We start from the raw sequence: 13,675 nt of genomic DNA, 5'->3' as shown, positions 1-13,675 counted from the left end.
GTGGGAGAGCAAGATGAAAAGCATAATGATAATGACCATTTGTTTCACATCATTCGGCTTGTTTGGCTGTGCGAATGACCCCGAGCTTGGTATCTCGGTTAGCCAGTTGCGCGCTGAACAAACTCTTAATCCAGAAGCGTGGTATGAGAATTTGGGTTATTTACCGGAAGGTAGTGGTGAGCGTACACAAGTTAGCTTAGAGGTATATAACAACAACGGGGTAGCCAAAGATGATTAAGTGACGGGTTCACTTAGGAGGGGCTATGCGAAGGAATATGCAAATAGTGTCAATGAGATCTCAGAAAGGGATTACGTTGGTGCTTATCAGTATGGTGCTGTTAATTCTGTTAGGTATTGCTGCATTTGGTATCGACTTAAATCACCAAATACTGAATAAAACGAGACTGCAAAACTCTGTTGATGCTGCGGCTTTGGCTGCAGCAGTTGTTGCTGATGAAACAAGTAATGTTGATGATGCAGAAGCGGCAGCTAAATCATATCTTACAGGCTTTTCTGCTAACTCAGGAAACAGTGAGTTAGTGTTTACTGATGCAAATACGTCCGTAACATTTTCGACGGATATGCAAACTTTTGTCAGTTCGGGAGCTTTTAGCCCTCCAACGTCTGGCGAGTACGACATATATGTTCGAGTGGCGGTATCAGATATGGATCTTGGTAGATTCTTAAGTGCTGTGTTTGGTATTGATAAACAAGTATCAGCAAGTGCGGTAGCAGGACGAAGTGCAGGAATAAACTACACATGTAACATTTCACCGATAGCAATGTGTGCAGATACTTCTTCACCAGAAACAACCTGGGGGTATGTTCCGCAACCAGGATATAACCCATCAGTTGATCGCGTCTCTAGCACTCTGTATCAACTAAAACCGGCGGATCACCAGAGTGGTGGTATTGGACCTGGAAACTTCCATCTTTTAGATCTTGGGGTTTCTGGTAAGAACGCTATTCGTGATGCATTTGCAGGAGCAACAAATAATTGCATAACGGTTGGAGGAACTATTGATACAGAAACAGGTAAAGGGACAGGACCAGTTGCTCAAGGGATCAATACTCGTTTTGGTCAATTTAATGGGCCAACCCAAGAAGGGGGGGCAGTAAAAAGTGATAAGTATACAGAAGAACCTTCGCCCTTACTTGATAGCGAGACCTATCAAAATAGCAATTTTTACTACGCCGATTATGTATCAGCTTTAGCGAACTGTAGCTCTGGTGGTACCTGTAATAACGCATACTACGATGAAGATGGCTCTAGCGGTAGAAGAATCTTAAGAATTCCAATCATTAATTGTGATGAGACTACTGGTGGTAAACAAACAGTTCAAGTCCTTGGCCTAGGTTGCTTTTTTCTCCTTCAAGAGGTTAAGCAAAAAGGGAATGAGTCAGAGATTTTTGGGCAGTTTTTAGAAGACTGCGTCATTAATAATGGTTCAACTGGTACCGATCCTTCAGACAAAGGTCTATATAAGATCCAGCTTTATAAAGACCCTTTTAGTGGGGCTTCTTAATATGTTGTATTTAAAAGGAAGAAATAAACTAATAACAGGTCGGCATCAAGACGGACTTGCCATTATCGAGTTCATACTTGTGTTACCGGTATTATTGATGCTTACCGTATTAGTTATCGATGTGAGTCGAGCATTTATCCAGTATACCGAGGTTAATAAAGCGCTTCAAAATGGAGCTCGATACGCAGTGGTTGATACTTACGGTACCTTAGACTTTGACGCTATTGCTGATGAAAACAACATCAAAAATGTCGTGGTATATGGAACACCTACCGCTTCATCAAATCCAGTTATCGATTATATTGATGTTGGAGATATTGTTATCACTCGACCAACAGCAACGAATAAAATCGTTACTCTATCAGCCACTTATAATTATGTGCCGATATTTTCTACACTACCTTTCTCGAGTGCTTCCTTGCAATTTAGCATCGGAGCTTCTGCATCAATGAGGACAGGCCCATGAAACGTTTAATATGTAAACAGAGAGGGGTGACTCAACTTGAATTCTCGCTGATAGCTTTAGCAGTCATATTAGTTTTGTTCTTGATAGTTGAATTTGCAATCTACTTTTTTTCAGTACAGATGGTTAACGAAGTAACGCGACGAGCTGCGAGGCTAGCAACCGTATGCTATATCGCAGATAGAGACGATATTCCTAATTTACCAGCTATTTCTGACCTTTATCCATCTGGTTTTTCTGCAAGTAACTTGCAAATTGATTATTTGGATGAGAACGGTGCTGCTGTCAATGTATCAGGTTTTTTATCTACACCACCAGCAGATCAAGCAACCTTAAATTCTCAGTTTGTTCAGATAAAATATGTTCGAGCAAGAGCGGTAAATTATACTTTTCAGTTTTTTGTTTTAGCTGCTTTAATTAATGCAGTAGGGAGTACTCCAGCTTTTGAAACTATATTGCCTGCAGAGAGCTTAGGAATACTTAGGCCTGAAGGGACCAATGTCATTACGGATTGCTAATGGAGTAGCTTTATGTTGAAACCAGTCAAAATGGATAATGAAACGCATAAAAGTTTAAAAACAAACTTGATTGTTTGGATAGTTTATTCTACGTCAAATTTTAAAATTCACATTGCTGATGAATTATCAAGGTGTGTCAATCTAAATATTGATTGGATAGAGCTAGATTCCTTTAACTTGGACTTTGTAAAAAATAAGCAAATTCCCGATCTTATTTATATTGAAACAGGAGAAAGTTGGGCGCAGAAAGTGGCTCATGTGTACTCTAGTGACAGTAGCTTACAGCATAATCACACCGCTTTGATTGTATTTGGTGATGAAAACGATACGGCATCTCTCAAAATGGCGTTGAGGCTTGGCGCAACAGATTATTTGTCGCGTTCTGTTGATCTTGACGAACTATATCCACTATTAAAATCGACGGCGGACGAAAAGATTGCCAATAAACAAATGGGCGATTTAACTTTATTTATCAATACAAAAGGTGGTTCGGGTGCAACAACACTGGCGATCAACACCGCTATAGAGCTGTCAAGTTACGCGAAGAGTAAAGTATTGCTCATTGACTTAGATATGCAGTTTAGTGATGCGGCCGATTATTTAAACTGTAAGCCAAAATACAATATTAATGATGTGATTGATTCTGTTAATGATTTGGATGAGTTATCACTAGAAGGTCTCGTATATCAACATCCTTCAGGTTTAAATTATTTATGTTTTAACCAAAATGATCCTAAAGGTAACTACAAACATGCAGTTCAAGTCAGTAAGTTATTACCTATTCTGAGACAGTTTTACTCACATATTATTGTGGATTTGTCTCATGGTGTTGAGCATGTTTATCAACAAATTGTTTCTCCGGCTACGCATATCTTTTTAATTATGCAGCAGAATGTTACTTCGGTTAAGCATGCTGTCAGCTACATACGTTCTTTAGAATTAGACTATGGTTTAAGTAGTCATCAGGTTGAACTGATTGTTAATCGTTTTGAAAAGAAATCAACAATATCTTTGAAAGACATTGAAAATGCAGTTAGTGGACATGCGATACATTTAGTACCTAATAATTTTGCTATTGCTATCGAGAGCGCTAATTTGGGTAACCCAATTGTTCAATCTAAGAAAAATAGTGCGCTGAAAGCTTCTTTGGCTGAAATATCGCACTTATTAGAAAGTCCGACCAAAGAGAATCAAAGTTGGATCAAAAAACTATTTTCTTAGTAAGGGGGAGTTATGTTTTTCAAACGGAAAGGCGTCGGGAGTTCTTTCAATTCCGTAGATGAAACAAAAGAATCCAAAGTTGTGAATGTCGAGTTGGCAAAATCTGACGAAGATACGTCAGATGAGCAAAGGGCTTTATCGCCTGTTGAAGCCAAGATGAAAGCGATCGAGGAGCAGAAAAAACAGCTAGAACAAGATCTCTCGATCAAACACTACTATCACAAAAAGCTACTGGATACCTTAGATCTCGGGCTTCTATCGCACTTACAAGAAGATCGCGCGAAAGAGGAGTTACGCGAAGCGGTCGTTCAGCTCATTGCTGAAGATCAAACACACCCGTTGAGCTCTGAAGCTCGCAATCGCGTAATCCATCAAATTGAAGATGAAGTGTTTGGTCTAGGGCCGCTGGAACCGCTGCTTGAAGACCCAACGATCTCAGATATCTTGGTCAATGGTCCGAAAAATATCTTTGTCGAACGTTTTGGTAAGCTCGAGAAAACGCCACATACCTTCTTAGATGAGCGCCATCTGCGCAACATCATTGACCGCATTGTTAGCCAGGTTGGACGAAGAATCGATGAAGCATCACCAATGGTGGATGCTCGACTCAAAGACGGTTCGCGTTTCAATGCGATTATTCCTCCTCTTGCCATTGATGGCCCTTCCGTTTCTATTCGACGTTTTGCAGTTGAACGTTTGAATATGGATAACCTATTAGAGCTTGGTTCGTTATCTCCAGAGATGGCGAAGTTTCTCAATGCGGCGGTTGTGGGGGAAATGAATATCCTGATATCTGGTGGTACAGGCTCTGGTAAAACAACCACGCTGAATATTTTGTCGGGCTTCATTCCAAGTGATCAACGTATTGTGACCATTGAGGATTCGGCAGAGTTACAACTCCAACAACCACATATTATTCGCTTAGAAACACGTCCTTCTAACATCGAGGGCAAAGGCGAAATATCTCAGCGCGATTTAGTGAAAAACTCGCTACGTATGCGTCCTGACCGGATAGTTGTTGGTGAGGTTCGTGGCTCAGAAGCGGTGGATATGTTATCGGCAATGAACACGGGTCATGATGGGTCGCTGGCCACCATTCACGCGAACACACCAAGGGATGCGTTGAGCCGTATTGAGAATATGTTCTCGATGGCGGGTTGGAATGTGTCGACCAAAAACTTGAGAGCGCAGATTGCCTCCGCCATCAATATTGTCGTGCAAATGGATCGCCAAGAAGATGGTAAACGCCGCATGGTCAGCGTACAAGAAATCAATGGCATGGAAGGCGACGTTATCACCATGTCGGAGATCTTCACCTTCCAAAGAAGAGGGGTCGATCAAGAAGGTAATGTGTTAGGTGATTACATGGCAACAGGGATTGTACCAAGCTGTCATGACCAATTAGTAAAACGAGGCTTAGACGTACCATTTGAAATATTCAATGAAAAAGCCCGTTAGGAGATTGCTATGGATAGTCAATTCCCCCTTTTTCTTGTGCTGCTTTTTTTGTCCGTATTCTTTATTAGCCAGGCGTTAATTCTGCCTTCTGCGGGTAAAAAGGTTAAGCATAAGCAGTTAATTAAGCGGATACACGAAAGCCATAAACACATCGATCAAGAGAGTATTTCCCTACTAAGGGAAAACTCGCTCAAAAACCTTTCTCCATTAGAGCGATGGCTTGTGAGATTCAGCCTATTCGATAACTTTAAGAAGAAGTTGGAATTGGCTGGGATACACATGGGGTTCAGTCGGTTTATTTTTCTCACCTTCCTCGGTGGGGTTGCGGTTGGGCTATTTCTGTTCTTATTCGGGCAAGTTTGGTACCTCTGCGCCGGTGTTGCTGTCGCTTGTTGGGTGTCGGTTTACTTCTACCTACAGAAAAGAATTGCCGATCGTTTAATGAAGTTCGAAGAGCAACTGCCAGAGGCGCTCGATATCATTAAGCGAGTACTACAGGCCGGTCAGCCAATTACACAAGCGTTTGGGGAAGTAGGCAGAGAGGTCAGTGCGCCGCTTGGCCCTGAGTTCATGAATACCTTTAACTTACTCAACTATGGTTATGACCTCCGCTTGGCGATTATGCAAATGTCGGAAAGAACCCCTACGGTATCCATGCTTGCTTTCTCGAGTGCGGTGTTACTGCAAAAAGAAACGGGTGGTAACTTAGTCGAAAACATTGAAAAGCTCTCTCATATCCTACGTGCTCGTTTCAAACTCGCTCGAAAAATCAAAACCATTTCTGCGGAATCTCGAATGTCGGCATGGGTATTAGTATTAGCGCCTTTTGGGTTGTACGTCATCATTTCACTCGTTCGGCCTGAGTATATTGAGCTGCTTCATACGCACCCAATGGGGATCAAAATGGTGATTGGTGGGATGGTGGCCTTATTTATCGGGACGCTGTGGATTCGTAAAATCGTCAATATTGAGGTGTAGCTATGGAAAGCATTCAAGGATGGTTAAACGGTTTTGCTGTCGGCCAAGAGACGTTACTCATGGGGTTGATCCTCATCACCACCGTGTTGGTGGTGATGACGCTAGGCTCGATAATTATCGGGGTTAACTCGCCAATTAAAAGAAAGTTAGCCGAACTGTCTGGCGACAAAAAAGAAGTCTCTCACCACAACAAAAAAATGGCTGACACATTGGAGTCGTTAGCGCCTTTAACTTCGCCAACCAGTGAAAAAGAGCGCCAAACGACACGCAATAAACTGATGCATGCTGGGTTTCATGAAAGCAATGCATTGTCGATGTTTTATGCCATTAAATCGGTCACAACAATACTAGGTGTGATGGTGGCGGCACTGGTGTATTTCTCGATTCCGGAATCTAAATATCTGTACACCTACATGGCGTTATCCGTATTTATTGGGCTTCTGATTCCTGATTTTATTTTGCGCCGAATGGTCAACAAGCGTCAGCAAGCGATTCGTGCAGGTGTGCCCGACATGCTCGATTTGCTGGTGGTTTGTACCGAATCAGGGCTTGGCTTTAATGCGGCTTTGCGTCGCGTTGCAGATGAGCTGGTTATCTCTCACCCAGAGCTTGCCGATGAAATCGACACGGTGTGCAACAAAATTAAAGCGGGTAAACCAATGCCTGAAGCCTTAAGGGAGCTAGTATTAAGGACAGGGTTAGAAGAATTGATGGGGCTGGTGAGCATGCTTAGCCACGCCTCTCGAATAGGTGGGAGCTTAGTCAACTCCTTGCGTGAGTATACCGAAGACTATAGGGATAAGCGTCAACAAGCAGCAGAAGAAATTGCTGCAAAAATCCCAGTCAAAATGATGTTTCCAATGGTGCTGTTTATTTGGCCATGTTTTTTCATCGTGGCTATTGGACCTGCGTTAATTTCATTGGCTGAGGCATTTTCTAATTAAAAAGCAAAATAGGGATCGTTATGTGGATTAAGAAATACGTCATCATCTCGTTGTTGGTGCTTACCGCATGTTCAACAACTGAACAGTCATCAGACTTCGATTCAACGCTGTACTCAGGTAAGCCCGTTGAGTCACTCACCAATGATGAACCTCCAAAAACAGAGGAGGAGGCAATCTCTCGAGGGGATATTGCATTAAGCAATAAAAATGTCGACTTAGCGTTGTATGAATACATTCGCTCGCTCTCTTTTCCTAACGCGGTCCATAAAGACAAAACGTTATACACCGTGGGGCGCATCCATTTGGCAAGAGAGAATTCAGAACTTGCGGATAAATCATTTCGAGCATCTTTAGCAGAGAACCCTGATCACATTGGTTCCCTCACAGAACTTGGCACTCTATATACGAAACGTGGCGAAAAGGACGTCGGGAAGAGTTACTACATCCGCGCTTTGAATGCTGACCAAATTCGTATGGATGGCGATCCTATTATCACCAAAGACAATATTACAGCTGAGAGCGTTGCAACGTATCGCTATGATGATAAATCACCGGTTTCTGCTTACTCTGGTCTAGGTGTACTTTACGACATTCGTGGCGACCACGATATTGCGCAGGCATTAATTCGAAAAGCGTTGGATATTGATTCAAGAAACGTCAATGCTTTAGTCAGCCTAGGCTATTCCTACTACATGGAAAAAGCTTATTCAAAAGCGGCGCACTTTACTCAAGCTGCGCTGAGCATTAAGCCGGGGGATGAAAAGGGAATCAATAACTTGGGTCTCATTGCACTGGCAAAAGATCAACCACGACAAGCTCTGAGTATTTTTAGTCGACACATGACAGAGCCGGAAGCACTCAACAATGTTGGTTACTTCTTGATCCTTCAAGGCAAACCAGGCGAGGCGATTCCTTATCTACAACAGGCTATTGATAAGAACCCTGCCTACTATGAACTGGCAAATAAAAACTTAGAGCGAGCATTAGCAATGGTCAGAGAGCGAGGAGATACCTCTACCGCGCTTCTCCAATAACTTCACAGTCTATTTAAAAAGAAAGCCACTCAGCAAGATAGAGTGGCTTTTCATTTTTGGGGACTTTTTCATTTCGGGGAGTAGTGCCGTTGTAAAATTGTTTGTTCAATTAGCCGTTCATTCGCTTCTTTCAGGGTAAGAAGCATAGCGCCGCAAAGCCCAACCAACTATCTTCCATAACATCACCGTCAAGAGTGTTGCGAGGTAGCCATCAATCGCATAATGCCAGGCTAAATGTACCGAACCGATTTGAATGATGACGACGAAAGCGTAAGCAAAGTAGCCGATGGTTTTGTTGAGTCTATAAATTGATAGCGCCATCAAAACAGCAATGGAAACGTGCAAACTCGGCATTGCCGAAATGCCAGAACCAATACCATTGGCATTGGCGATGTACTCATCCCAAAGATATTGCTGTGTAGGCAATGCCCACAATTGTCCAGCGTCCACATTGGTAAGATATTGGCTTTGGGCTTCGAGCGTTTTCATCAGAGGAACAAACTGTTCATCTCCAGTAATAAGCTCCACGTAGCAAGGACCTGCTGAAGAGAGTAACGTAGCGAAGAAAACGCCAAGAATCATCCAAGACAGCGCAAAGGTAAGTAAAAATTGTTGCCTTACCAACGGGTATTTTTTGTAGATAAGGAAAAAGATGAGTATACCCCACATACAAAAAAACCATGCGTTGTAGGCAACGTTTAGCACCAGTGAGGCCCAAGCATTGGAGAATAATGCATGGGTCAACTCCCACGGAGCAACGCCGAAGTGTAGCAACGAATCAATATTCGCAAAGGTCAGATCCCACTTGAACGGATTGATGATTGGAATCAGCGATTTCAAAAACGTGTGGTTAGAGAAAATCAGGTTGAGTGCCATCATCGAAACAAACACTGATACAGGTCGGTACAGCGGAAAAATAAGATGCTTCAGTTTTTGTATGAATCTTTTTGCCGGCTGCTTTTCTTTGCGCAGTATGAGATAGAAATAATAATAGATACACCAGCTTAAACCTGTGACATACAAAGCTTGCATGAGCGTTTCAAGGTAAGTGGTAAAAGAGTAATCGATAGGGAAATCGAGATACAAAGAACAAAGGTAGATAATGGTCGTAGAGATAAAGCAATAGGTGTAGAAAATCTTATCGTTCAATAACTCATTCTTTACTGATGTGAGTAAAGCCGACGCTTTTTGCTTCCAGCTAAGGTTGAGCTCGTAATTGTTGTCTTGTTCCATTGATGATCCGTCATCTCTATCCTTCCAATATCATTAAGCTTAGTTGAGAAAACGGGCACTCGTATTTGAGTGCCCGTGGTTTATCTGGATTCAATAGTTGGCGTATCAGCAGGCTAAATCAAGCCCGTGACAAGGCCTGCCGCCACAAAAAACACGATCATCCACAGAACCGATAGGTTGAGCTTTTTGTGTAGATAAAAACCTGCAACCACTAACGCCATGTCGATGGGAGCAACAACTGCGCTGCTAAATACTGGCTGGTAAAGTGCCGCGAGTAGTAACCCTACTACCGAGGCATTTACACCGTTGATGGCGCCGGAGACCAGCGGTTTGCCTGCCAGTGCTTGCCAGTTTTTAAGAACGCCAAGCAGTAAAAGAAACCCTGGGAGGAATACGCCAAGCGTTGCGATCAGAGCGCCTAAAATTGGCGTATCCGAAAGCTCATAACCGATAAAAGTCGCAAAGGTGAACATTGGCCCTGGTACAGCTTGTGCAGCGGCGTAGCCTGTTAAAAATGCATCTTGGCTGAGCTGGTCGCCAACAATGTTTTGCAGAAGCGGCAGAACCACATGACCGCCACCAAACACTAAGCTACCAGCTTGGAAAAAATCACTAAACAGCCCAAGCAAAGGTAACGTATGAGCCACTAACGGTAAGCCGAGTAAAAGCACCGCAAATAGAGCCAATGGCGCGATAGACGGTTTAAACGACTCGGCTGATGGCGCGGAGTCTTTCTTTAGATATCGCATTCCGACAAAACCTGCTGCGATCAACACGAACATTTGCGTCATGATGCTTGGTGCCACCAGCAACGCAATCGCAGTCGCGATGCACAAACCCGCGGTCAGTTTGCTTTGGCAGAAGTTTTTGTACATGCCCCAAGTCGCATCCGCCACGACGACGACTGCGAGCAGTTTTAGGCCGTGAACGATGTTTTGGAACACTGCGGTGTCGGTGATTTGGCTGCTCACCATCGCCAGCGCCAACATGATGACCACTGAAGGAAGCGTGAATCCGACAAATGCTGCGCATGCGCCACCTAAACCGCCACGTTTATAGCCTAAAGCAAAGCCAACTTGGCTTGAGCCCGGTCCCGGCAAAAACTGACTGAGCGCGACAATTTGCGCGTACTCGCTGTCATCAAGCCATTTCAGTTTCTCAACAAATGTTTGGCGAAAATAACCAATATGAGCCGCAGGGCCGCCGAAGCTGAACCAACCCAGCCAGAAAAAAGTTTTGAATATGGTGAACATGTCGAGCCTGTTTATCTAAAAAGCATTGTTGCTAATTTATCGAATGCTCTAAAATGACTCAAATTGATGGTTTTAATTTCATCTATGAATGAAATGGGATGAGGATGTTGGAGTGAAAGAGGACATTCAGTGGCGCAACATTGACTTGAACTTATTGGTGACGTTTTCCTACTTGTATCGCTATCGAAGCGTTAGCGTCGCGGCAGAGAAAAGTTACGTTAGCCAGTCGGCGATGAGTCATAGTTTGTCTCGTTTAAGGTTGTTGTTTGACGACCCGCTTTTTGAGCGAAAAGGGCACAAGATGGAGCCCACCGAGCACGCTCACCACATCGCGCCAACCGTGCATCATTTGCTGGACTCTATCGCCCAAGACTTGCTCACTAAGTCTGCTTTCCAACCTGAAAATTACGCGGGTGTATGTCGCATTGGGTTAACGGATTATGCCGAGTTTATTTTTGCTCCTCGGCTTTATGACGAAATACGCCAGCGCGCACCAGAGGCCCAGATCAGTTTTATTAACGTCAATCGTAGCAACTACGTGGCATTAACTGAGCACGAAAAGCTCGATGTCATTATTGGCAGCATGCCGGTGTTGGATGACAACTTTGAGAGCTTGTACTTGTACACCGAAAAACACGTGTGCATGTGTGATAAACAGGTATTGAAAGGGGAAACACAGCTGTCTCTGGAAGCGTTCGCGAACATAGAGCAAGCTCTGGTAAGTCCCGATGGGAGCTTAAAGACACAAGTAGACCAAAAGCTCGCAGAACATGGCTTGAGCCGTAAAGTCACCGTGGCGTCGCGCAACTTTCTCATTATTCGGCATCTATTGAAAAAGCGCGATCTCATTGCCATCGTGCCAGAAAAAATGGCTTTGGCGGAGGGCTTTTCGGACGATCTCATTACTATTAAGCCGCCGGTCGCCGTTGCGGATTTTGATATTGCCATGCTGTGGCATTCCAGCCGAAACAATGAAGAAAAAGGGATTTGGCTACGCGAGTTGGTTTCTTCGACCATCACCTCTCACATATAAAAAAGGGCACCAAAGGGTGCCCAGAATGTTTGTCATTGAGAGTCAGTGTTATACCGCTTGCGAAGCTGGCGCGGCTTCTTTTATACGCTCTTCCTGATTCAATGATTTTTCGTATTGGCTGTACTTCCACCAGGCAAAGCCAAGGAAAATCACGATACCACCAACGTTGTAGAAAATGATGGTCATGATGTCGGCCCCAGTAGGGAAGGTCGATGCTAAGAAACCAACCGTAAAGATAGCGATCAGTACCGATACGGTAGCGATGCCCATTTTGCGTGAGCCCATTTTGAAATCACGCTCGACGTGATCCAGTTTCAAGCGCAGATTCAGGTACGCCAACATGATGAACAATGGTGGCAGCATGGATGCCGCTGCCGTCATGTTGATCACCGTGTTCATCAGATCTTGAGCGGTGTTAGAACCTAATGTTGGGATGATCATCAATGGAATGACGATAAGGAACTGATACCAAGCTGCGCGAGCTGGCACACCGTTTTCGTTCAGCTCTACGGTTTTCTTACCAAAAATGCCTTCTGGAATCTCAGAGAAGAAGATTTTCACTGGCGTTGCTGTCCACATTAGTAGAGAGCCAAACATAGCAGTGAAGGATACCAAGCCTACGAAGCGGTTCATCAATACTTCTGGCAAACCAAAGTACGCAGCCAAACCTTCAAATACTTGAACCGAGCCGCCCGTGTATTTTAGGGTTTCGCTAGGAACAAATACGTTAATCAAAACAGACGCAACTGAGTAAAGCACGCCGATAAAGATACCTGCGATGATGATGACTTTAACGAACGATTTCGAGCCGCCTTTCACATCGTTTACGTAAACCGCGACCGATTCCGCACCGCCTGCCGCCATAAAGATCCATGTAGTAATGCCTAAAAATGCCCAGCTGAAATCAGGGATCATCGCTTCTACAGTAATTGGGTCAGCTGGTTCTACGCCGCCGATCAACGCTGCGCCAGCCAGTAAAATGTACGACATTGTCAGTAGCAGCATGAGGGAGGAGGTCACCGACGTAATTGGCCCCAACATTTTCGCGCCGTTTGTCGATACGTAGGTCGCAAACGCAAACAAAATCATACTGAGTACGGTAGTGGTGAATGGCGTCAGAATGTATTCATAGCCCAAGAACGCGTAAGACGCATAAGCGATAACACGCGGCAGCAAGGACGTGAAGAAGAATAGGTTAACGAACCAGTAAGTGTAGGCAGAGATAAACGCCCAGCGACCGCCGAGTGAGCTTTTTACCCATGCGTAGACCCCCGCCTCAGAATCTTTATTCAGAGATACGAATTCTGCGATGATCAAACAGAAAGGGATGAAATAAAAAATGGTCGCCAGAAAGAACATTGGCGCAGAAGCTAGACCGATCTCGATGTTGTTATTGATTACGTTATTAAAGCTAAATACTGCGGCAAAGGTGAGGGATAACAACCCGAATTTACCTATCGTATTACGTTTGGATTCAGACATGTTCTATCTCCGGTGAATCACGTTGGAATTGTAGGGAGGAAGGGCTTGTAATGCTGTGACCACAGCCCTTCTCTTGTTTTATTTATTTAGGAAGTAGCCATCTTCGATGGTCACTTTGAGCACCACTTTTCTTACGCGGTTGTCTCCGTGGAAGCGGTACGCTTCACTGTTTTCAAAAATCGCCACTTGGCCTTCGCTAAGCTCGCGTGTTTCACCCTGACCAGAAAAAAATTCGCGGTCGGTTTCATCACGATAAGCTTGTTCTAGTGTCAACGCGGTTTTATCCGCGAACTCAACGGTTTCTCGGCCTTCGAGGTAGTAATGCACATCGAAGTAACGACGGTTACCGATGAACGTTTCGGTTTGTTTCGCGATGCCATCTTCAACCATGTAAACCAGTGAATCGCCAATCGAGTGCATCACGCCATCTTTGATGTTGCCGATGTTGCCAATGGCTTCCACACAGCGGTTCCATTTACGACCGTTGCGATATACTTGTTTGAATTGCTCTAAGCTGTCTAACACGATCATG

14 protein-coding genes are annotated in these 13,675 nt (G+C 44.1%); 10 read left to right on the top strand and 4 right to left on the bottom strand.

Annotated features, from left to right (window positions below; genetic code table 11):
* Nucleotides 1-13 precede the first annotated feature (13 nt).
* From NDJ01_RS06715 to NDJ01_RS06675, 9 genes are read left to right on the top strand one after another with little or no spacing between them, the layout of a single operon-like run.
* On the top strand, nucleotides 14-238 hold the full coding sequence (locus NDJ01_RS06715; RefSeq protein ID WP_031781045.1) for a hypothetical protein: 225 nt from the start codon (nucleotides 14-16) through the stop codon (nucleotides 236-238).
* Nucleotides 239-263: 25 nt separating this feature from the next.
* Nucleotides 264-1,526, top strand: a complete 1,263-nt coding sequence (locus tag NDJ01_RS06710; protein ID WP_258586471.1) for a pilus assembly protein TadG-related protein — start codon at nucleotides 264-266, stop codon at nucleotides 1,524-1,526.
* Between the two features lies 1 nt (nucleotide 1,527).
* Nucleotides 1,528-1,992: a TadE/TadG family type IV pilus assembly protein gene (locus NDJ01_RS06705; protein WP_046875124.1), complete on the top strand. Its 465-nt coding sequence runs from the start codon at nucleotides 1,528-1,530 to the stop codon at nucleotides 1,990-1,992.
* A complete protein-coding gene (locus tag NDJ01_RS06700) occupies nucleotides 1,989-2,507 on the top strand; it encodes a TadE/TadG family type IV pilus assembly protein (protein ID WP_046875027.1) in 519 nt (172 codons plus the stop codon). Before NDJ01_RS06705 ends, NDJ01_RS06700 begins: the two co-directional genes overlap by 4 nt.
* 12 nt (nucleotides 2,508-2,519) lie before the next feature.
* Nucleotides 2,520-3,728, top strand: a complete 1,209-nt coding sequence (locus tag NDJ01_RS06695) for an AAA family ATPase (RefSeq protein WP_047008929.1) — start codon at nucleotides 2,520-2,522, stop codon at nucleotides 3,726-3,728.
* 12 nt (nucleotides 3,729-3,740) lie between these two features.
* Nucleotides 3,741-5,186, top strand: coding sequence for a CpaF family protein (locus NDJ01_RS06690; protein ID WP_006742393.1), 1,446 nt, complete (start codon nucleotides 3,741-3,743; stop codon nucleotides 5,184-5,186).
* Between the two features lie 9 nt (nucleotides 5,187-5,195).
* On the top strand, nucleotides 5,196-6,164 hold the full coding sequence (locus NDJ01_RS06685) for a type II secretion system F family protein (protein WP_006742394.1): 969 nt from the start codon (nucleotides 5,196-5,198) through the stop codon (nucleotides 6,162-6,164).
* Between the two features lie 2 nt (nucleotides 6,165-6,166).
* Nucleotides 6,167-7,108 carry a type II secretion system F family protein gene (locus NDJ01_RS06680; RefSeq protein ID WP_047008928.1) on the top strand — a complete coding sequence of 314 codons (942 nt, stop codon included), beginning with the start codon at nucleotides 6,167-6,169 and terminating at the stop codon, nucleotides 7,106-7,108.
* 20 nt (nucleotides 7,109-7,128) lie between these two features.
* Nucleotides 7,129-8,142, top strand: coding sequence for a lipopolysaccharide assembly protein LapB (locus NDJ01_RS06675; protein WP_006742396.1), 1,014 nt, complete (start codon nucleotides 7,129-7,131; stop codon nucleotides 8,140-8,142).
* Between the two features lie 117 nt (nucleotides 8,143-8,259).
* Here NDJ01_RS06675 and NDJ01_RS06670 read toward each other — a convergent pair whose 3' ends face one another.
* Both NDJ01_RS06670 and chrA read right to left on the bottom strand, forming a co-directional pair.
* Nucleotides 8,260-9,375: a phosphatase PAP2 family protein gene (locus NDJ01_RS06670; RefSeq protein WP_258586470.1), complete on the bottom strand. Its 1,116-nt coding sequence runs from the start codon at nucleotides 9,373-9,375 to the stop codon at nucleotides 8,260-8,262.
* 113 nt (nucleotides 9,376-9,488) lie between these two features.
* The gene (chrA, locus tag NDJ01_RS06665; RefSeq protein WP_139060307.1) at nucleotides 9,489-10,628 is read right to left on the bottom strand and encodes a chromate efflux transporter; all 1,140 of its coding nucleotides are present in this window, start codon (nucleotides 10,626-10,628) and stop codon (nucleotides 9,489-9,491) included.
* Between the two features lie 112 nt (nucleotides 10,629-10,740).
* Between chrA and NDJ01_RS06660 the strand changes: the two genes are divergently transcribed.
* Nucleotides 10,741-11,661, top strand: coding sequence for a LysR family transcriptional regulator (locus tag NDJ01_RS06660; protein ID WP_374044951.1), 921 nt, complete (start codon nucleotides 10,741-10,743; stop codon nucleotides 11,659-11,661).
* Nucleotides 11,662-11,709: 48 nt separating this feature from the next.
* Here NDJ01_RS06660 and NDJ01_RS06655 read toward each other — a convergent pair whose 3' ends face one another.
* Both NDJ01_RS06655 and NDJ01_RS06650 read right to left on the bottom strand, forming a co-directional pair.
* Complete coding sequence (locus NDJ01_RS06655; protein ID WP_006742400.1) at nucleotides 11,710-13,143, bottom strand: amino acid permease; 1,434 nt, start codon at nucleotides 13,141-13,143, stop codon at nucleotides 11,710-11,712.
* A 78-nt stretch (nucleotides 13,144-13,221) separates the two neighbouring features.
* A complete protein-coding gene (locus NDJ01_RS06650) occupies nucleotides 13,222-13,674 on the bottom strand; it encodes a beta-galactosidase subunit beta (protein WP_258586468.1) in 453 nt (150 codons plus the stop codon).
* Nucleotide 13,675: the final 1 nt, after the last annotated feature.

This window comes from Vibrio sp. HS-50-1 (assembly GCF_024747315.1).
Lineage (GTDB): Bacteria > Pseudomonadota > Gammaproteobacteria > Enterobacterales > Vibrionaceae > Vibrio > Vibrio diabolicus.
Note: the sequence above shows the minus strand (reverse complement) of the source record. Positions and strands in the feature narration are given on the sequence as shown.